The organism is Gelatiniphilus marinus, from assembly GCF_042684345.1.
Taxonomy (GTDB): domain Bacteria; phylum Bacteroidota; class Bacteroidia; order Flavobacteriales; family Flavobacteriaceae; genus Gelatiniphilus; species Gelatiniphilus marinus.
Genome location: NZ_JBHULK010000001.1, coordinates 1166233 through 1187233 on the forward strand (window position 1 = coordinate 1166233; position 21001 = coordinate 1187233).

The following is a 21001-nucleotide window of genomic DNA, read 5'->3' on the forward strand; positions in this document are numbered from 1 at the left end:
TAACCCAAGCCACAACCTTAATCCTTTTTTCATTAAATTAGTAAAACCCAAAAACACTCCCATCCAAACCTTAAAACCAGCCTACAAAAAACCATAATAACAAATTTAAGAGTATGGAAGATTTAACATGTTTCGTCATTATCGGGTTTGGCAAAAAAACCAGTTACGCCAACGGAAAAATGAGGGTTCTGGATTTGGATGAAACCTATACCCTACTCATAAAACCTGTTTTTGATGCCTTGAACATTTCGTGTTATAGGGCTATTGATAAAAACCTTTCTGGAAGTATAGACAAATTGATGCTTCAGGAAATTAAAAATGCAGACATTGCCCTGGTAGATATCTCAACGCTTAATGCCAATGTAATGTGGGAGCTTGGTGTTAGGCACGCCCTAAGACCAAATCACACCATCATGATTTGCGAACAAGAACAAATGGGAAGCATCCCCTTTGATGTAGGTCATTTTGTAATTCACCAATATACCCATTCCGATCAAGGCATTCCCTATAAAGAGGTTGAACGGTTTAGAGCGCACTTAACCAATATAATAAAGGGTGTACTCAATCAAGAACCAAAATTAAATGATAGCCCCGTATTTACTTTTTTAGAAAACGAACTCAAAGCTTTTAAAATGAACATAACCGAAGATGTATCACAAAACGAACAAAACCCCGAATCCTTTGCAAGTCTGTTGGATAAGGCCGAAGAAGCAAAAAAAGCAAAAGACTTTACAAATGCCCTCAAACTATTTGCTGTTGCTAAAGAGCATGCCGAAAAAAACATGACTTTAAAAGACAATCTTGCATTTATTATTACCCGACAAGCATTATGCACCTATAAATCCAAACAGCCCAACGAGCTAGAAGCCTTGGTTAATGCAAAAATTATTTTAGAGGAATTGCAACCGTTGCAAAGTAACGACCTTGAGGTTTTAGGATTAACAGGTGCCATAAATAAACGATTATATGAATTAACCAGTACCCCCAATTATTTAGAAAATGCCATTGTTTCTTATGAAAAAGGATTTCAATTAAAAAAAGATTATTACAACGGTATCAACGCCGCATTCATGCTTTATAAAAAAACCGATTTATTAAAATCACAACATAAGCCTTGGGAAGATTTAAAATTAAAAGCCGATTACATCAGAAATACGGTTTTGGAAATCGCTTTGAATTTAGAAAAAGAACCAGATTTTTCTGCAAAAGAAGATGCCATTTGGATATTACTCTCCATTGCCGAGGCCTATCATTACAAAGGTCTTGACGATTTAATGGCAGTTTACGAAAATAAAGCACAAGACATGGCCAAAGCAAAAAACGACACCTTTGCCATAAGTGCTTACACCGAACAAAAAGAGAAAATTAAAGATTTAAACATTAATTTTAAATAAGACACCCACCATTATCTGCCATAACAACTGGAGACATTGCAAAAAAATAACCAACCAATAAATCAATAAAATGAAAAAAACATTCCAAGAACACCTAGACCCAAATTCCGGTTCAAAAAACATTCTTTCATTAGATGGCGGAGGAATTAGAGGTGCATTAACCCTAGGCTATTTAAAAAAAATCGAAACCATTTTACGCGAAAAACACGGAAACGACTATCTGCTCTGTGACCATTTCGATTTAATTGGAGGCACCTCAACGGGCTCAATTATTGCTGGGGCATTGGCCGTTGGAAAATCGGTTGATGAAATAGTAAGCCTATACATGGATTTAGGCGGAAAAATATTCGGAAAAAAGAGAAGTTTCTGGAATCCCTTGGAAACATGGAAATTTTTAAAGGCTGGCTACGATTACAAAGCATTGGAACAAAGCTTAAAAAACGCTTTTGGCGAAATAACCTTAGGTAGTGATCAAATTAAAACTGGGCTTTGCATTGTTGCCAAAAGAGCCGATACCAATAGTGTGTGGCCCATCATCAATCATCCAAAAGGTAAATTTTACGACACCAATATTGGAAAGAATAAAAACATACCCCTTTGGCAAGCCGTAAGGGCAAGTAGTGCTGCCCCTACTTATTTTGCGCCTCAAATGATTGATGTTGGCGATGGGCAACGTGCTGCATTTGTTGATGGCGGAGTTAGTATGGCCAATAATCCTGCACTAACGTTGTTAATGGTTGCAACCCTAAAAGGCTTTCCGTTTAAATGGGATATGGGCGAGGACAAGTTAACCGTAGTTTCTGTAGGTACCGGATATAGTATATTCAAAAAAACAAACCCAAGAAATTGAAGAAGCATGGTTAAAAACTTGGGCGGAAAATATTCCTAATATGCTAATGCAAGATGCAAGTTGGCAAAACCAGATTATTTTGCAATGGCTTTCAAACTCGCCTACTGCGCAATACATTGATATGGAAATCGAATCGTTAAAAGATGATTTTATAGGTAACAAAGCACTAATTAAATATTTGAGATACAACTTCCCAATTACCGAAAATGACTTAAATGGATTAGACTTAGGAAAAACGTTTAACAATAAAGATGTTGAAAGTTTAATTGAAATGAGCAATGCCGAAAACAGAAAAGAACTTTACAATATTGGTGTAGCAGCTTCCAAAAGTGTTTTAAAAAAGCACTTCGATTAATTATATTTTTTACAAATTTTCTTAAAAACAAGTTAGTTATGGCATTAAAAACATAAACTTTCAAAAAACACTCTATAACAGGAAATAATATGTTCTGGACAATTCTTCTTTCTCAACAAAAAATCCTTGTAAATAACGCAAGGATTTATTTTTTTCAGTATCTCTTAGATATACTCATTTTACGAAAAACATGAAACATTATACTAATTCATATATTCAAAAGTTATATTTTTAACGCTTAAAGTATAATTATCTATTTTTACTGTTATTTATATTCTTCAACTCAATTTATGAAACGCAATATTCTTTATTTTATATGTACCATTTGTTTTTTAATGCTTTGGAGTTCTTGCCGTAAAGATTTTGAATTTTCGCCTAGTACCGGAACCCTTCAATTTTCTAAAGACACTGTGTATTTAGACACCGTATTTACCAATATTGGCTCTAGCACTTATAATTTAAAGGTTTACAATAAAAGTGATGATGATATTGTAATACCCAGTATTAAATTGGGTTTGGGCAACGCATCTAATTACAGACTGAATATTGATGGCATTTCTGGAAAAACATTTGAAAACATTCAGGTTTTAGCTAAAGACAGTTTATTTATTTTTGTTGAAACCACCATAGATATTAACAACTTCCCAAACCCCAACGGCAAGTATTTATATACCGATCAAATTGAATTCGATTCCAATTCAAACTTGCAAAAAGTAGAACTTGTAACGCTTGTTCAAGATGCCGTTTTTATTTATCCCAATAGAGATAACACCACAAAAGTTATTGAAAAACTAACGCTTAACATTGGTGGCGAATTAATTGAAACCGAATTACAAGGTCGCGAATTATTGCCCACAGAACTCACTTTTACAAACGAAAAACCCTATGTTATTTACGGGTTTGCCGCAGTACCAAACGGCGAAACACTAACCGTAAATGCTGGCGCACGATTACACTTTCATTCAAATTCCGGGTTAATAGTTTCTGACGGTGCAACAATAAATGTTAATGGCACATATAGTAACGACCAAGATGTATTAGAAAATGAAGTTGTTTTTGAAGGCGATAGATTAGAACCCAATTTCTCTGATACACCAGGGCAATGGGGCACTATTTGGTTGATAGATGGCAGCATAAATAACACCATAAACTACGCAACAATTAAAAATGCAAGCGTTGGTATTTTAAGCGATGGCAACCCAAACGCAGCTACCCAAAAACTAAAAATTACCAATTCCCAAATTTACAATTCCAGCAATTTTGGCATTCTTGGGCGCAACACCTCAATAACCGCAGAAAATGTGGTTGTAAACAATGCTGGCCAATCTTCGTTTGCAGGAACTTTAGGCGGAAAATATAACTTTACGCATTGTACTATTGCCAATTATTGGGATGCTGGCTTTAGGCAATTCCCTTCTGTTTTACTCAACAATTTTGTAACAGACCAAGACAATAATGCTATTATTGCAGATTTAACCGAAGCCAATTTTAACAATTGCATTATTTACGGCAATGATAATCCGGAGATTTTGTTAGATGAAATTGAAGACACATCAGTGGTGTTTAACTTTAAGTTTACCAATTGCTTAATCCGTTTTGAAGATAACAACAACAACTTTACAGGGGCCAATTACGATTTAAACAATATTAACCATTACGAAAACAACATATTTAACGAAAACCCTAACTTTAAAGATACGGCACTAAACCAACTATTAATTGGCGATGAATCTGCCGCTATTAATAAAGGAAATGTGGCTTTTTCAAGTCAAGTACCTACCGATATTTTAAATGTAAACAGAACCACCTCTCCAGATTTAGGCGCCTATCAACATATAATATTTCCAGAGGAAGATTAAAAATTACAGCACCATACATTTTGCCAAGGTGTCTTGGTAAATTTTTTCGTACTGAGGTACAATGCTATGCAAATCGTATTTAAACGATTCTTTTCTGGCGTTGTTTTTAAAGGTTTTTAACCTAGTTTCATCACTTAAAATATGTAATGCGTTTTTGGCCATATCGTCCACATCGCCCACATTGCTTAAATACCCAGAAACACCATGTACGTTAACTTCTGGTATGCCTCCTGCATTACTAGAAATTACCGGCACACCAGAGGCCATGGCTTCTAGTGCTGCTAAACCAAAACTCTCGGTTTGAGATGGCAACAGAAACAAGTCGCTAAAACAAAGGATCTTATGTATCTCGTTGCTTTTTCCGAAGAAAACTACCTTATCGGAAATACCTAATTCTTGGCATAGACAATCCATTTTCTCCCGCACTGGCCCTTCGCCAACCAGCATTAATTTTGCTGGCAGTTCTTTTTGAATGTTATAAAAAACAGTAATAACATCTTCAATACGCTTTACTGGCCGTAAATTACTAATATGGGTAATTATCTTTTCATCATTATCTGCCATCATACTACGTTGGCAATCGGTAAAATTCTGTTTGTATTTACTTAAATCAATAAAATTGGAAACAACATGTATTTCATTTTTAATATCGAATAAGCGCAAAGTATCTTCTTTTAAACTTTTGGATACCGCTGTTACGGCATCCGATTTATTAATGCTGAAAGTAACCGCGGGTTTATAAAACGGATGGCTGCCTACAAGCGTGATATCGGTACCGTGCAATGTGGTTACAATTGGCACGTAAATATTTTCTTCGATAAGCATTTTTTTGGCCATATATGCCGCATAAGCATGCGGAATGGCATAATGTACATGTAGAATTTCTATTTTATGAAGCTTAACCATATCTACTAATTTACTTGATAATGCAAGCTCGTAAGGTTGATAATGAAACAAGGGATATTCTGGCACATTTACTTCGTGGTAATGCACCTTGTTATTTAACAACTCCAATCTAACGGGTTGCTTATAAGTAATAAAATGAATTTCGTGCCCGCGTTTAGAAAGCTCTAAACCAAGCTCTGTGGCCACAACGCCACTACCGCCAAATGTTGGGTAACAAACAATGCCTATTTTCATTAACTCCTGTTTTTTAATTCCCGCGCAGACGGGAATCTCTTGTTTATACCTACAAAGTTATTAAAACCCTTGCAGGATTATTTAATCTTCAATCGCTTCGTAAATTAAACGTTGTATATCTGTTCTTATATTCTTTTTCAGCAAAATATTTTTACCTGCTCTTGGATAGGTTCTATTTGCCAAAAACACATAAATAATCTCTTCTTCGGGGTCTGCCCAAGTATAAGTTCCGGTAAACCCGGAATGCCCAAAACTGGTCATAGAAATGCAACCACAAGTTGGCCCTTCTTCGCCCAATTGGGGTTTATCGAAACCAACACCTCTTCTATTATCATCTTCACAAAAATAGCAGGTATTAAACCTATTAACGGTTTCTGGTTTTAGGTACCGCTTACCACCGTAAAAGCCTTTTTGCAGGTACATTTGCATAATCTTTGCAACATCGTTGGCATTACTAAACACACCGGCATGACCGCCCACTCCATTTTGCATAGCGGCTCCCATATCGTGTACAAAACCATGTACTTTTTGGTAGCGATAGTAGTCGTCAATTTCAGTTGGAACAATTTTTTTGTTGCTTATTTTATGGTACGGATTGTACAGGGTGTAATTGGCTCCTAAGGGTTTATAAAAATGATCTTGCACGATTTCGTCTAAGCCTTTGTTGTAATGTTTTTCAATAAATTTCTTTAAAATATAATAGGGGAAATCGCTGTAACGGTATCGCAGTCTATCTAACAGTTGAGAATCTTTAATAATACTATTTATAGAATCTTTGTAATCGGTTCGTAAAAACAAATTTTTAGACACTTCAATATTAAATTTGTCGCTTTTGGTTTTTCGATAATATTTGGAGCTTGGGCGTTTTGTAACCGAATCGAGTGTTTTATAGTAAAAGGGTTCCCATGGTCTTAAGCGGGCATAATGGGATAGCATTTTTTTAATGGTTATGTCTTTTTTGTTTGATTTTTTGTACTCTGGTAAAATCTCAGATAGTTTACTATCTAAAGACACCAATCCTTGCTCTACCATTTGCATAAGAATGGGTAATGTTGCCAATATTTTTGTTAGTGAGGCGACATCGTAAACATCATCAAAAGCTACTTTTTCTTTGCCTTTATAGGTGTGTTTTCCAAAGTTTTTATTGTAAATTACTTTACCGTGTCTTGCCACCAAGAGTTGAATTCCCGGAGTCATCATCGAGTCAACCGCCATTTGAGCTACGGCATCTATTTTATTTAATTTTAACGAATTCATCCCCACACGCTCTGGAGTGGAATATCCCAATCGTTTTATTGAAAAGGTATTAATGCCATCTCCTACTTTAAAAAATTCGCCTGCAGATACTGGCAATGCGCCTTTTGCGGCGATAGCACCAAATATAATTTGAGCCGATTTTTGTTGCGCAATTTCGCTATTTTGATAACTCACTACGATACTTTCAATATTTTCGATGGTTTTTAAATCTGAAAGCGCATAGGGTTTTACAAAAACATCTAATATTACGGTATGTGTTCTGGCTATTTCGTGCAGCCAAACCAACTCTTTATCGGTAAATTTATAAGGTTTCCAAGGGTTATCGTTAGAGCGGTGTAAACCTACCACAACCGTATTGTAGGGTTGTAATTTTTTTATTAAATCATCTAACTTTTCAGCTTCAATGGCATGTACTTTTGTGTATTTTTTTAGTTCGTTAAAAAACGGTTTACCACTATCGTCTCCCATTTTTACATAAGCTATGGCTTTTGTTTCCAGTTGTCGTAAAGGCAACAAATTGTTTTTGTTTTTTACTATGGTTATGGCATCTTCAATTAGGTCTTCGTACAATACATCGTCTTGAATTCTATTTAAATCTTTGTTTAAATTATGGAGCCCGATGGGTTTGTAGTTGTGCAATCCTACTTTGTATTTGGCCTGAAGCACTTTTTTAACCGAATGTGCCAAACGCGCCTCGGTAATCTCGCCTTTTTCATAGGCTTTTGCTATTTTTGAAATGCCCTTTGGAACATCTTCAGAAATTAACAAAACATCGTTACCGGCTTTAAATGCCGCTAAATCTATGGCTCCCGATTCATCAAAATCCGAGGCGCCTTTCATATTTAAAGCATCGGTAAATATAAGGCCTTCAAAACCTAAACGTTCCTTTAAAATATCTGTAACAATATGTTTTGATAATGATGAGGGATACCCGGAGCGCGACTCTAAACTAGGCACGTTTAAATGCGCCACCATAACACTGGAAAGTCCTTTGTTAATTAGTTTTTTATAGGGATACAACTCAACAGAATCTATTCGTTTTTTGCTAAAATTAATGGTTGGCAGGGTTTTGTGCGAATCTTGGTCTGTATCGCCATGCCCAGGAAAATGTTTTGCGTTGGCCAAAACACCGGCATTTTGCATACCTTCCATAAAGGCCAAAGCTTTAGCGGTTACATTATCTCTATCTTCCCCAAAGGAGCGGTTGCCAATAATGGGGTTTTTGGGGTTGGTGTTAATATCTACCACAGGGGCGAAATTAAAATGTACGCCCAATCGTTTACAATGTTCGCCAATATGCTTTCCGGCTTGTTTAACTAGGGTGTTGTTTTTTATGGCACCAAGTGTCATGTTCCAAGGAAAGGAATAGGTAGAATCTAGTCGCATGCCCAATCCCCATTCGGCATCCATACCAACCAAAAGCGGCACTTTAGCCGTAGCTTGCAGCATATTGTTTAATTTGGCTTGTTTTACCGGACCACCAAGGGAATAGATAACACCTCCCAATTTATGATCTTGAATAAGCTTTACATTGGCATCAATGGCTTTTTTATCTTGATTGGTAAAAACCATGATCATGTACAACTGCCCAATTTTTTCTTTTAGGGTTAAAGAGCTATATACACTATCTACCCATTTTTGCTGTGCTTCTGCATTTTCATGTAATAAAGGGTTTGAGGTGGTTTGACCAAAGGTAAAGATTACGATAAAAAATGTAAGTATTGAGAGTACTAAATGACGCATATAACAGGTTAATTTTGATTAATAGCAGAAAAATATTTCGGCAGAAAAACTGTGCCAAATTACTACTTTTAAAAAGAAGAAAAAAAGACTTTAAGATAGAATTATAAATATACTACCTCACGGAAAACCCATGATGCGTTAAAATTCGCCAAAAAACCAAAATTGTAATGCCATTATACACAAATATAATGATTGTGCTACTCTAACAAATCGATATGCCTATCGTGGTAGCCCAACAAATACAAAACGCCATCTAAACCTATGCTAGATATTGCACTCTGCGCGTTATCTTTTACCTTTGGTTTGGCATGAAAAGCAATGCCCAAGCCAGCGAGGTTAAGCATTTGCAAATCGTTTGCTCCGTCGCCAACTGCTATGGTCTGGCTAATATCTATGCCTTCTTTTTTTGCGATGTCCTTTAGGTATTCGGCTTTTTTATTACCATCTACAATCTCGCCAAGGTAACCGCCAGTTAAGTGGCCATCTTTAATTTCCAATTGGTTGGCATAAACATAATCTATACCCAATTCTTTTTGCAAATAATGACCAAAATAGGTAAAACCTCCCGAAAGGATAGCGGTTTTAAATCCGTAGCTTTTTAAGGTGTCTATTAATCGGCGTGCCCCTTTGGTGATTGGTAAATTTACTGCAACATCTTGCAACACATCTTCGCTTAAACCTTTTAAGAGTTTCATACGGCGTTTAAAACTTTCGTTAAAGTCTATTTCGCCGTTCATTGCCGATTCTGTAATGGCTTTTACCTGTTCGCCAACGCCAGCTAATTCTGCTAATTCATCGATAACCTCGGTTTGAATCAATGTAGAATCCATATCAAAACACACTAAACGCCTGTTTCGGCGGTAGATATTATCTTCTTGAAATGCGATATCGACATCCAATTCCCTGGAAATTTGCATGAATTTTTCGGTAAATTCTGTTTTATCGCCAATTTCCCCTCGAATAGATAACTGTATTGAAGCTCTAGGATATTCTTCTTTGTTTACAAGCGACAAGCGTCCTGTAAGCCGTTTTATTGAATCAATATTTAAGTTTTTTTCTGAAATGATTTTGGTAACTTCAGATATTTGTTCGGCTGCTAGTTTTTCACCTAAAATGGTTACAATGTAACGGTTTTTACCTTGAAGGGTTACCCATTTCTCGTAATCTTCGAGCGATATATGAATAAATTTAGCTTTAATACCAAGTTCGTACGATTTAAACAGCAAATCTTTTAATACGGGTGCCGATTCTTTACCCCGCTCGATAACAAACATAATACCCAAAGATAAAGTATCGTGAATATTTGCTTGCCCAATATCCAACACTTTAGCGCCGTATTTTGCTAAAACCTCGGTTAAGCCAGAGGTTAAACCAGGTTTATCTTGTCCTGAAATTTTTAATAGGAAAATCTCGTTAGTCATAATGTAATTTTCAGCTTTTATATCCCGATGGTAATCGGGACGTAAAAATCATTATTCTATTTGAGATATAAAAGTTTTTGCTGTTTTATTTGAATACCACATACCGTTATGCTTTTTAGAACCCACAACAAAATACTGTTTTTTTGGTTAAATGATTTGTGTTTTGTTTTAGCAGGTAAATATTGGCAATATTTTTATCTGGATTTCACAAAACAAAAAAGCTATAAAAAGTATTTAAAGGCTCTTTAATTTAAAAAACGGCTGTGCCAGCTTTCGCTTGCCGGAACTTCCCAATTTTCTTTAAATTCTGCAATATTATTTACCAAATTATTAAAAACAATGGTGTTTTTGGAAACCGCTTTATCTTTGGCCATTTTTCTGAAATCGGTTAAGGTTTTGTAAGCCACAAATTCACCTTGTTTGTAAGACACGTTCATTTTATCCATTAAATCGACCTTGTATTCTTTTTCTAATTGTTGGATAAAATGAACCGAGGCATCGATAGAGCAGCCTGAAGCTTTTGCTATATTTTGATTTAAGCCCAACACGATAAAGCGCTTGTATTTTATGGTATAGCCAGCTTGCAAATCGCTACCGTGTGCCGTCCAGTTTTCTATAAAAACATTTAGTTTTTCTTGTATTTCTTCTAATTCTTGTTTGGTAAACGAGCGGTTGGCTTGGTAAATCCAAACACGCGATTCTTGGGGTAATGTATTAAATTCTACTAGCATGTTTTTAAGTATTGTTTATAATATGCTTTGACTATGTTTAGCACAAGCATTTTATTTGATAATTTAGGTATTGGATTCTTGCCTTTTCAGGAATAAAATAAACTTACAAATCCTGTGCATTGGCAATAAGTTCTGCAATATCCATTACCTCTATATCGTTTTCTTTTTCCTTGGCCTTTACGCCGTCGGTCATCATGGTATTGCAAAATGGGCAGCCTGCTGCTATAATCTCTGGTTTTATTTCGAGGGCTTGCTCGGTGCGTTCTATATTAACTTCTTTGTTCCCTGGTTCTGCATCTTTAAACATTTGTGCGCCTCCTGCCCCACAGCACAATCCGTTGCGGCGGCAGTTTTTCATTTCAACTAATTCTGCTTCTAACTTTTGAATGAGTTCTCGTGGTGCTTCGTAAACATTATTGGCGCGACCTAAATAACAGGGGTCGTGAAAGGTGATGCGCTTGCCTTTAAACTTGCCACCCTGAATGGTTAAACGCCCTTCTTCTAAAAGAGATTTTAAGAATTGTGTATGGTGCATTACAGTATAATTACCACCTAATTCTGGGTATTCGTTTTTTATGGTATTAAAGCAATGCGGGCAAGCGGTTACTATTTTTTTTACTTCGTAGGCGTTTAAAACCTCTATATTGGTTACGGCCTGCATTTGAAACAGAAACTCGTTTCCGGCGCGTTTTGCCGGATCTCCGGTGCAGCTTTCTTCGGTGCCCAATACGGCAAATTCTACATTGGCTTTATTTAAAAGCTTTACAAAGGCTTTGGTTATTTTTTTTGCTCTATCGTCAAAACTACCGGCGCAACCTACCCAAAACAAAACTTCGGGTTGTTTACCCTGGGCCATAAATTCTGCCATGGTTGGTACTTTTATTGTTTCGCTCATTGTTTAAAGTTTAATAGCTACTCCCAAAGCTTCGGGATTTAATATCTTGCAAGCTTATGGTTTTGTGTTGGGTTTTGCGTTAGGGATTGATGCGGCATCCTTTTTTGCCATTAAAAGCAAAAAAGATATAGCGGAAAGCCCGACCCTTTTTAGGGTAACGCCCATATTATTTTAATTATCGGTTTCTGTTTTCTTTTTGCTTTCTGACATTAAATCTTGCTTGTAGGTTTTGGCAGCTTCTAGCAGGCCTTCGGGTACTATTTGATAGAATAATGGCGAGTCGGGGTCGTAATTTACCATAACCCATTTGTTTTTTGTGGTGTCGTCTCTTAGGATAATGGTTACCCTGTTATTCATTACAATTTCTAAGCTGTTGTTTGTAATGAACTTAACGTCCATCTCTTTGGCTTTCATTACGTTTGTCATCATTTTTTTTGATTCGTCGTCGAATTCTTGTTTATGGAAGGTCATGTTCATTTTCATATTGTAAGAGACAAAAGCATACTGCAAATTGTTTTTCTCGCTTTTAAATACTTCTGATAATTTGTATTTTGGAATGGTTTTGGGGATTTCGATAGCGAATTCCTCGTTGCCCTCGATGGTAGATTTAAAAAGCTCTTTTAAGGTTTCTTTGGGTACCATATTGAAGGCTTTTGGGTGCATCATATCCAATATGGCATCGTAGTCTCTATTGTTCATATCGACAAACATTTTGTTTGCCAAACTATCTACGATTTTTAGGTTTTTGCTGCTGGTTTGCGCCAAAGTATTTAGGCAGATTAGCATTAAAAGGCTATATAAAATATGCTTAAAGGCGTTTTTTGTTTTTAGGTGTTTTTGCATAATAAATTTATTGGTTTTTCCAGTTTAATCTGTCCATTTGATTGTATGGCCATGGTGCGCCGTTGTTTTCTATATTGGTCATCATGGTATTGAGTTCGGTTGGTGCCGCCGATTGCTCCATTACCAAATAGCGGCGCATATCGAGAATGATTGACAGTGGGTCGATACTTACGGGGCAAGCCTCTACGCAAGCGTTGCACGATGTACATGCCCAAAGTTCTTCTGTTGTTATATAGTTGTTTAGTAGTTGTTTGCCGTCGTCTTTAAATTCGCCTTTATTGGCATCTATGTTTTTACCGACTTCTTCTAAACGGTCTCGGGTGTCCATCATTATTTTTCGGGGCGATAGTTTTTTACCGGTTTGGTTTGCCGGACATTCGCTGGTGCAGCGTCCGCATTCTGTACAGGTGTAGGCGTTTAGTAATTGTACCCAGTTTAAATCTTGCACATCGCTGGCACCAAATTTTGCTGGTGTTTCGGTGTCGTCTTCGGGTACTGCGTAAGGGTCGGCATCGGGGTCCATCATTAATTGCACTTCTTTGGTTACGGCTTCAAGGTTATTAAATTGCCCCTGGGGCTTTAATTTACCGTAATACGTGTTTGGGAATGCCAATAAAATGTGAAGATGTTTTGAAAAATACAGGTAATTTAAAAATATTAAAATACCTATGATGTGCAGCCACCAAGCAGCTCTTTCTATAATATTAAGAGTTGTTTCTGATAAACCACCAAACCAAGGCGCTATAAATTGACTAACAATGTTACCGGAGTTTAATTCTTGAAAACTAACATCGGTAGCATTCATAATTAAAAACAGTGCCATCAACACCATTTCGAAATACAGAATGTAATTGCCATCGTTTTTTGGCCAACTGGTCATTTCGTTTTTCCAGAAACGCGCTAGTTTTATAGTGTTTCTGCGTATCCAAAAAATAATTACCGATATAAATACTAAAACAGCTAATATTTCGAAAGCACCGATTAAAAACCCATAAACCGATACTGGCAATACTTTTAAGCCAATTCTGTGTGTGCCAAATAAGCCATCGATAATGATTTCTAACACTTCAATATTGATGATGATAAAGCCCACATAAACAACTATGTGCAGAAATCCAGCAATGGGACGACGCACCATTTTACTTTGCCCCAGCGCAATCATGGTCATGTTTTTCCAGCGTTGCGATTTGTTATCGCTAACATTAACCGCTTGACCAAGTTTTATATTACGAATTAATTTTTTTACGTTTTTTGCGAAGTAACCAATACCTATAACTAAAACTATTGCAAAAAGTACGTTTGGTAGGTAGTTCATAATTTTTAAGCCTTAATCTTGTTGTTTAATTTCGTTGCCCTGGGCATCGTATTGTTTTGGTTTTTTTCCGAACAATGAAAAATGTACGTAACGTTTTGGGTTTAGCTTCATATCTTCCAACAACTGTTCTAATTGCAGGGTGGCGCCTTCTAAGTTTTTGTATAAACCTTCGTCTTTTAGCAATTTACCCATTGAGCCTTCGCCGTTTTCTAAATTGGCAATAATTTTATCGAAGTTTTTAAGGGTTGATTCTAAGTTTTTTATGGTCTTTTTTAAATCAGATTCTGAAATGGTATGTGTTATTTTCGCCAAATCGCCGGTTAGTTTTTCGGCATTGGTTAATACGCTGTCTATTTTACCTTGGTTATTCTTTATGGTATGATTTAGGGATAACGACGTGCTTTTAAACGAATTTATTGTAGCACTTAAACTGGCAATGCTTTTTTTTAGGTTTGCTTTGGTTTGCGCATCGAAAACTTGGTTTAAATTATTCAACAAACTATCGGCACTCACCATCATATTTTCAATCTTTCCTTGTAACGGTGTGAGTTTTTGATTAACCAATTCGCTTAATCCTGCTTTTACCGAACCTTGTAAATACGACTCTTTTTCGGCGTTTTCGGCACCATCAAAGGCAGGGACAATGGCAATGGCCTTTCCGCCTATTAAACCGGTTTCATAAAGTTCCGCTTTGCTGTTTTTTGAAAACTGAAAATCGTTATCCACTAAAAGTTTTACCAATAATTTGCCAGAGCCATCTCCTTTAAAACCTATGCTAATCACTTTTCCAACAATTAAACCGTTAATGGTTACTGGTGTTGATGCTGTTAAACCTTCAACATTATCGTAAACGGCATAAAAGGTACGGGAAGAGTCGAGCAGGTTTTGCCCTTTTAGATAATTGAATCCGAAAATAAAAAGGAAAATACCCGATATGATTAATATTGCTGTTTTGACTTCTTTTGATATCTTCAAAATAAATATGTTTAGATAAACAAATTTAAGATAAATTTAAAAAGAACAGACTTAATTGGCGGTTGTTTTTAAAGCTTCGGTTAAAGATATTTTTTTACCATTCTTAAATGCTACAATATATCCTGTTTTAAAACCTGCGGTTTTGGCTTCTTCTTCCAGTTTTTTTATGGTATTGTAATTTGAAGTTTCGCCATAAAAATATTTATACAAATTGTTTTCTTTAGCTCTGGAAACATTGTTTAATCCTTTAAAATTATAAGGTTTTGTTTCTAACGATTTTGAGCTTGCCGCTATTTGAACCTTAAAAATTAAGTTATCTGCATTAGTTATTTCACGGTTACCGCTATTGGTTTCTGTACTATTTTCTGATACTGAAACCGCTTGAGCATGGTTTTTTACATATTTTTTAACCGCGTTAAACAATGACTTTGTCATAACAGCTTTTCCTTTTTTGGAATTTAAAAAATCTTCCTCTTTTTTATGAGTAAGAAAACCTAATTCCACCAAAACACTTGGCATATAGGTATATGCCAAAACATAAAATATATTTTGCTTTACACCTCTGGTTTTGCGTTTAGCAGTATGCTTAAACTCATTTTCAATATAGCTTGCCAATTCTATACTATGGTCTAGGTAATCTTCTTGAGCAAGCATAAGAGCTAAAGTAGATTCGTGTGAGTTTGGGTTGAAATCCTTGTAGGTTTCCTCATAATTATCTTCCAACGAGATTACCGAATTCTCACGTTTTGCCACCTCTAAATTTTGTTTGTTTTTTGTAATACCCAACACATAAGTTTCAGAGCCATAAGCGGTTCCTCTTTTACCGGGTTGTGCATTGCAATGTATGGATATAAATAAGTCCACATCGCTATGATTAGCCACTCTTGCTCTGTCATTTAAAGACGGGAAAACGTCTTTTTTTCGTGTATATCGCACTTTTACGTTTGGCAATTTGCTTTCAATCATTTTCCCCAATGCCAAAGAAACATCTAAGGCAATGTGCTTTTCTGTGGTTTTATAGCGTCCTGTTCCTGGTGTTCCCCCATCTCTTCCACCGTGCCCAGGGTCAATCATTATCAAAAACGGTTCTACCTCAGATTGCCCAAAGACATGATTGCAACCAGTAAATGTTAATACTATTATAAAAGATACGAAAAGTAATATTCTGGACGTTTTCATAAGGGTTTTAACGGCTAAAAATCTTGATTTATTATACTATCAAGTTAGGTCTGTTTTTAATTTTATTTTTTTTCTGTTGAATAATAAACTATCACAGAAAAATATATGTAATTTTGGCATTTCAAAAACCGAGCCATACTTTTACAAAAATACATTTAAAAGCGTTGCGTACAAACAACTTTAAAATACTTTTTGCATTAAGTTTTACAGTGTTTATCAACACGTTTAGCTTCGCTCAAGATATCCCGAAACCTACAGACAGCATTAAACCCACTGTTAAAGACAGCTTGGTTGTTAATGCTAAAGACTTAATTAAAATAGAAGCCCCATCTGAAAAAGCACAAGACACAACAGCTACAGATTCTGTTAAACCCAAAAAAGAAACCTTAGAGCATGTTGTAAGGTACAGGGCTACGGACTATACCTCGTTCAATCAAAAAAAGCAAAAACTATATTTATACAATGATGCCGAAATAGACTATGGCGACATTAATATTAAATCGGGCAGTATTGTTATAGATTACAGCACCAATACGGTTTATGCCAAAGGTATTTTAGATTCTGTTGGCAGCTATACCCAAGCACCTGTATTTACACAAGGTCAAAATATAGTTGAACCCGATTCGATTGTTTTTAATACCCAAACCGAAAAAGCGCTAATTTACAACTCTAAAACCGAACAATCCGGTGGCACCGTTATTGCCCAACTTACAAAAAAAGAAAACGATTCGGTTTATTTTATTCACCGCGGAAAATACACCACCGCCGAAGATTTAACAGACCCCGAATATTACATATTGTTAAGAAAAGCCAAAATAGTTCCGGGCAAAAAAATAGTAACCGGTTTAGCTAATCTTTTTATTTACGATGTACCAACACCCATTGGTGTGCCTTTTGCCTTTTTTCCGCAAAGCGAAAAACAAACCTCGGGGGTTTTAATACCTAGTTTTGGCGAGCAAAACGACCGCGGTTATTTTTTACAAAACGGAGGTTATTATTTTGCCATAAACGATTATGTGGATTTAGCTGTTTTAGGCGATTATTACACCAACGGAAGCTATGGTTTACGTTTGGAAAACACCTATGCCAAACGGTATAGATTTAGGGGCAATGTTGGGTTTAGGTACGAAAACCTGATTACCAGCGAACGTGGTTTTCCGGATTACGGAAGATCTACGGTGTACAACTTGCGCTGGTCACACAGCCAAGACAGTAAAGCAAGCCCCAGTTCGCGCTTTTCGGCATCGGTAAACTTGGGTAGTAGCACATATTACAGGCAATCTATAAATCAAATTAATACGGGGGCGTTTTTAAATAACACCTTGTCGTCTTCGGTATCGTATTCCAAAACTTTCGAGGGCGAACCCTCGGTAAACTACAGCGTTACCGCAACCCATTCTCAAAACACCAATACCGAGCAAATAAACATGACGTTCCCCACCTTTCAAGGCAACGTAAGCAGGATTTTCCCCTTTGCGCCCAAAAACGGATCTAAAAAAGGCATCATTCAAAATATAAATTTTCAATATAGCGTTCGTGGTGAAAACCGAATTCAAACTACCGATTCATTATTCTTTAAAAAGGAAATGTTCGACGATGCCAAGGCCGGTTTCCAACATACCATTCCGGTTAGCACCAACTTTAAGTTATTTAAACATTTTAGCTTAAGCACATCGGCAAATTTTAATGAAACATGGACTTTTAAAACCATTGACAAGGTTTACGATAATTTAACCGATAAAGTGATTACCGAAACCGTAAATGGTTTCGATGCGTTTAGAACCTATGGTTTCAGTACCAGTTTGGGCACTACGCTTTACGGCATGTTCAACTTTAAAAAAGACGGCGAAAACCCTAAAATACATGCTATTCGGCATGTTATTCGGCCTTCAATTAGTTATAATATCAATCCCGCTTTCGATAAATATTACGAAACTGCCGAAGTTATTAACGCCGATGGGTTGACCGCTGCCGATATTGAAAATATACAAAACGAAAACAATTTGGAATACTCGCGTTTCGAGCAAGGGCTTTTTGGCACGCCCAACAAAAACTTCTCCAGCTCCATGGGCATATCTATTGCCAATAATTTTGAAGCTAAAATGCGCGATAAAGACAGTACCGTAGCAGAGCCTAAAAAAGTGGTTTTACTAAATAACCTTAACTTTTCTACTTCGTACAATTTTGCGGGCGACTCGCTGCAATGGAGCCCCGTGCGAATGAGTGGCGGCACGCAGTTGTTCGATAATAAATTAAGTGTAAACTTTGGCGCTACCCTAGACCCTTATGCTTTAGATAATAACAATAATAGAATAGATAAGTTTAATATTAATAATGGTGGCAGCCTGTTTAGATTAACCAGTGCCAACTTAACGGCCAGCTATTCGCTTTCTGGCGGTAAAAAAGATGGCGACAAAGACCGAGACAAAAACAGTGCCGTAGAAGAAAACCTGCGTAGCGGTGGTAGAGACGATGATTTATTTGGAGTACCCGATGATTTTTCGAGGCCCAACGCAGACGATGGCAAAAATAAAAAAGACGAAGAACCCAGTGCCTTTTACAACTTTAAAATACCCTGGGATTTGCGTTTGGCTTATGCCGTAAACTATTCGAACACACGAAGGCAGAATGAGATATCGTCTCACTCGCTTATGTTTTCTGGCAACATAGATTTATCGCCTAAATGGTCTGTTGGCGCATCATCGGGTTACGATTTAAAAAACAAAGGTTTTACTTATACCCAACTGCGTTTTGAGCGCGATTTACTAAGTTGGCGCATGAATTTTAGTTGGGTACCCTTTAGCACCAGGGCTTCGTGGAATTTCTTTATCGGGATAAAATCGAATATCTTAAAGGACCTGAAATACGAAAAACGCAGGCAACCAGACCAGCAACTTTAAATGAATTGAATAATTATTTTTTTGCTTTACTGAAACAAGTTTAGCACATGTTACAGAAATAAATAACAATGAGATTCTCTCCTGCGAGGGAATAAAAAAACCATAAATTGATGAAAAAAATTATTACCACAACAGATGCGCCGGCTCCTATTGGGCCTTACAATCAAGCCGTTTTAAGCGGAAACACCCTATACACTTCAGGGCAAATAGCATTTAACCCAGAAACCGGAGCACTTGTTTTAGATGATATTGAAACCGAAACCAAACAGGTTATGGAAAACATGAAAGCGGTATTAAAAGCTGCTGATATGACTTTTGATAACGTTATAAAATCTTCTATATTTATTAGCGATATGGATAATTTTGGACAAATAAACGCGGTTTACGGAAGCTATTTTAATGATGCCTCAGCACCAGCTCGCGAAACCGTTGAAGTTGCCAGATTACCAAAAGATGTAAATGTTGAGATTAGCATGATTGCGGTAAAGTAATTATTGATTGCCCGCTAACAATCTTATAATGCTCTTTACCCTAGAACTTGTTTCAAGGTCTTATTAAAAGATTTTTTTGACCTCATGTTTATAAGGTGCTAAAACAATCTCGATAACTTTCGGGACTGCATGGTGCAAAATTAGTAACCTAGCAAAAACGATTGTTCGTAGAGATTATGCTGGCTCATTAATTGAAGCGTATTTTACAAGTAGTTCTTTTAGCTTTTCTACTTCAATGGGTTTTGCTAAAAAATCATCGATACCTGCCAGTTTTGCATTTTCTATATCCTCATCAAAAGCACTTGCAGAGACTGCTATTATAGGGGTTTTTCGTTGGGTATATTTTTTACTGTGCTTAATTTTTTCTGTGGCTTGGTACCCATCCAAATCGGGCATGTAAATATCCATAAATACCATATCGAAATCTAGTATTTCATACAAATCTACAGCTTCCAATCCGTTTTTGGCAAACGTACAATCGGCACCTTGTTGCTCTAACAAAAATTTAATCACTTTTTGGTTCATCCTATTATCCTCGGCAACAAGCACATTAAATTTATTGAGCAACGCGGGTTTTAATTTTGCAATAGGAGCTTGTAGGTTTAATGTCCTTTTAAGTTGTAGGCTAAAGTAAAATGTTGAGCCTTTATTTTCCTTACTTTCAACCTTAAGCTCACCGCCCATTAATTTTACCAAATTTTTGGTAATGGAAAGCCCATACCCGCCACCTCTAAAATCCTGGAATTTGGAAACATTGGTTTTACCCGAAGTATTAAGAATTTTTTTAACTTGATGGGCTCGCATGCCAACACCGGTATCTTTAACATAAAAAGTAACTATTTGGTCTTCATCTATACCAACTGTTTGGTCTATAATTATTGTAATTTTACCGAAATTGGTAAACTTAATGGCATTGTTAATTAGGTTAATTAATACTTGCTGTATTTTGGCGATATCTGCTAAAAGGTAAAATTTATTATCGTCTTCAAACAAAAATTCAAAATCTAGTTCCAGTCCTTTTTCCCAAGCTTGATACTCAAAAACCTTTATGAGTCTGGATAAATCGGATTTTAGATTTATTGCGGCCAAATTCAATTCGACTTCGCCGTCGTCAACTTTAGCGTTATCAATAATCATGTTTACCAACTGCAACAAATGCTCTGAAGAATACTCTGCAATCTCAACTTGTGCCTTTTGGTCGGCATCTAAATTGGTCTGATTTAACATATTTAGCATGCCCAGTACGGTATTTAAAGGCGTTCTTATTTCATAGCTCATATTGGCCAAATAAATCGATTTGTAATCGGCCGTATCTAATGCGCTGCTTAATTTTTGCTTTAAATCGGTGGTAAGATTGCTTAGGTTTTGCACTTCAATATCGTTAGCGTATTGAGTTTTAAAAAACTGAAATGCAATAACCACCAGTACCAATATTAAAATGGCCAGCAAATAGGCTAAACTTTGTAGTACCGTTATATCTTCTATATAATTAAAGCCTACAAAAAAAATTGCTGCAAATGCGATGCAAACAAAAATAAATAATACAATTTTTGCTTGGTTGGGTTTTATTTGTTTTTTAAAAATGGGCATGAACAGCGATTAAGATAAAGTAAATTTAAAATGTACTAATACCAAAGATATAACTTACAAATT

Annotated in this window: 16 protein-coding genes; 6 read left to right on the forward strand and 10 right to left on the reverse strand. The window is 36.3% G+C overall.

Annotation, left to right across the window (positions count from 1 at the left end):
• Positions 1–113: 113 nt before the first annotated feature.
• The 4 genes from ACFSQS_RS04915 (at position 114) to ACFSQS_RS04930 (ending at position 4458) form a co-directional block, all read left to right on the forward strand.
• Complete coding sequence (locus ACFSQS_RS04915; RefSeq protein ID WP_388014975.1) at positions 114–1394, forward strand: tetratricopeptide repeat-containing protein; 1281 nt, start codon at positions 114–116, stop codon at positions 1392–1394.
• 70 nt (positions 1395–1464) lie between these two features.
• On the forward strand, positions 1465–2244 hold the full coding sequence (locus ACFSQS_RS04920; RefSeq protein ID WP_388014978.1) for a patatin-like phospholipase family protein: 780 nt from the start codon (positions 1465–1467) through the stop codon (positions 2242–2244).
• A 40-nt stretch (positions 2245–2284) separates the two neighbouring features.
• Positions 2285–2599 carry a hypothetical protein gene (locus tag ACFSQS_RS04925; RefSeq protein ID WP_388014981.1) on the forward strand — a complete coding sequence of 105 codons (315 nt, stop codon included), beginning with the start codon at positions 2285–2287 and terminating at the stop codon, positions 2597–2599.
• Positions 2600–2889: 290 nt separating this feature from the next.
• Complete coding sequence (locus tag ACFSQS_RS04930; RefSeq protein ID WP_388014984.1) at positions 2890–4458, forward strand: hypothetical protein; 1569 nt, start codon at positions 2890–2892, stop codon at positions 4456–4458.
• Between the two features lie 3 nt (positions 4459–4461).
• Here ACFSQS_RS04930 and bshA read toward each other — a convergent pair whose 3' ends face one another.
• From bshA to ACFSQS_RS04975, 9 genes are all read right to left on the reverse strand, one after another.
• Complete coding sequence (gene bshA, locus ACFSQS_RS04935; RefSeq protein ID WP_388014987.1) at positions 4462–5598, reverse strand: N-acetyl-alpha-D-glucosaminyl L-malate synthase BshA; 1137 nt, start codon at positions 5596–5598, stop codon at positions 4462–4464.
• An 81-nt stretch (positions 5599–5679) separates the two neighbouring features.
• Complete coding sequence (locus ACFSQS_RS04940; protein ID WP_388014990.1) at positions 5680–8598, reverse strand: glycoside hydrolase family 3 N-terminal domain-containing protein; 2919 nt, start codon at positions 8596–8598, stop codon at positions 5680–5682.
• A 197-nt stretch (positions 8599–8795) separates the two neighbouring features.
• A complete protein-coding gene (serB, locus tag ACFSQS_RS04945; RefSeq protein ID WP_388014992.1) occupies positions 8796–10019 on the reverse strand; it encodes a phosphoserine phosphatase SerB in 1224 nt (407 codons plus the stop codon).
• A gap of 245 nt (positions 10020–10264) precedes the next feature.
• The gene (locus ACFSQS_RS04950; RefSeq protein ID WP_388014995.1) at positions 10265–10750 is read right to left on the reverse strand and encodes an ABC transporter ATPase; all 486 of its coding nucleotides are present in this window, start codon (positions 10748–10750) and stop codon (positions 10265–10267) included.
• A 103-nt stretch (positions 10751–10853) separates the two neighbouring features.
• A complete protein-coding gene (locus tag ACFSQS_RS04955; protein ID WP_388014998.1) occupies positions 10854–11645 on the reverse strand; it encodes a (Fe-S)-binding protein in 792 nt (263 codons plus the stop codon).
• Positions 11646–11816: 171 nt separating this feature from the next.
• Complete coding sequence (locus ACFSQS_RS04960; protein ID WP_388015001.1) at positions 11817–12488, reverse strand: hypothetical protein; 672 nt, start codon at positions 12486–12488, stop codon at positions 11817–11819.
• 7 nt (positions 12489–12495) lie between these two features.
• Positions 12496–13803, reverse strand: coding sequence for a 4Fe-4S dicluster domain-containing protein (locus ACFSQS_RS04965; RefSeq protein ID WP_388015004.1), 1308 nt, complete (start codon positions 13801–13803; stop codon positions 12496–12498).
• Positions 13804–13815: 12 nt separating this feature from the next.
• Positions 13816–14778, reverse strand: a complete 963-nt coding sequence (locus ACFSQS_RS04970) for an MlaD family protein (protein WP_388015007.1) — start codon at positions 14776–14778, stop codon at positions 13816–13818.
• A gap of 51 nt (positions 14779–14829) precedes the next feature.
• Complete coding sequence (locus tag ACFSQS_RS04975) at positions 14830–15957, reverse strand: N-acetylmuramoyl-L-alanine amidase family protein (protein ID WP_388015010.1); 1128 nt, start codon at positions 15955–15957, stop codon at positions 14830–14832.
• A gap of 113 nt (positions 15958–16070) precedes the next feature.
• On the opposite strand from ACFSQS_RS04975, the gene ACFSQS_RS04980 reads away from it, so the two are divergent.
• Both ACFSQS_RS04980 and ACFSQS_RS04985 read left to right on the forward strand, forming a co-directional pair.
• A complete protein-coding gene (locus tag ACFSQS_RS04980) occupies positions 16071–18857 on the forward strand; it encodes a putative LPS assembly protein LptD (protein ID WP_388015013.1) in 2787 nt (928 codons plus the stop codon).
• Between the two features lie 110 nt (positions 18858–18967).
• Entirely contained in the window at positions 18968–19348 is a 381-nt protein-coding gene (locus tag ACFSQS_RS04985) for a RidA family protein (protein ID WP_388015016.1), read from the forward strand.
• Positions 19349–19522: 174 nt separating this feature from the next.
• Here ACFSQS_RS04985 and ACFSQS_RS04990 read toward each other — a convergent pair whose 3' ends face one another.
• A complete protein-coding gene (locus ACFSQS_RS04990; protein ID WP_388015019.1) occupies positions 19523–20938 on the reverse strand; it encodes a response regulator in 1416 nt (471 codons plus the stop codon).
• Positions 20939–21001 lie beyond the last annotated feature (63 nt).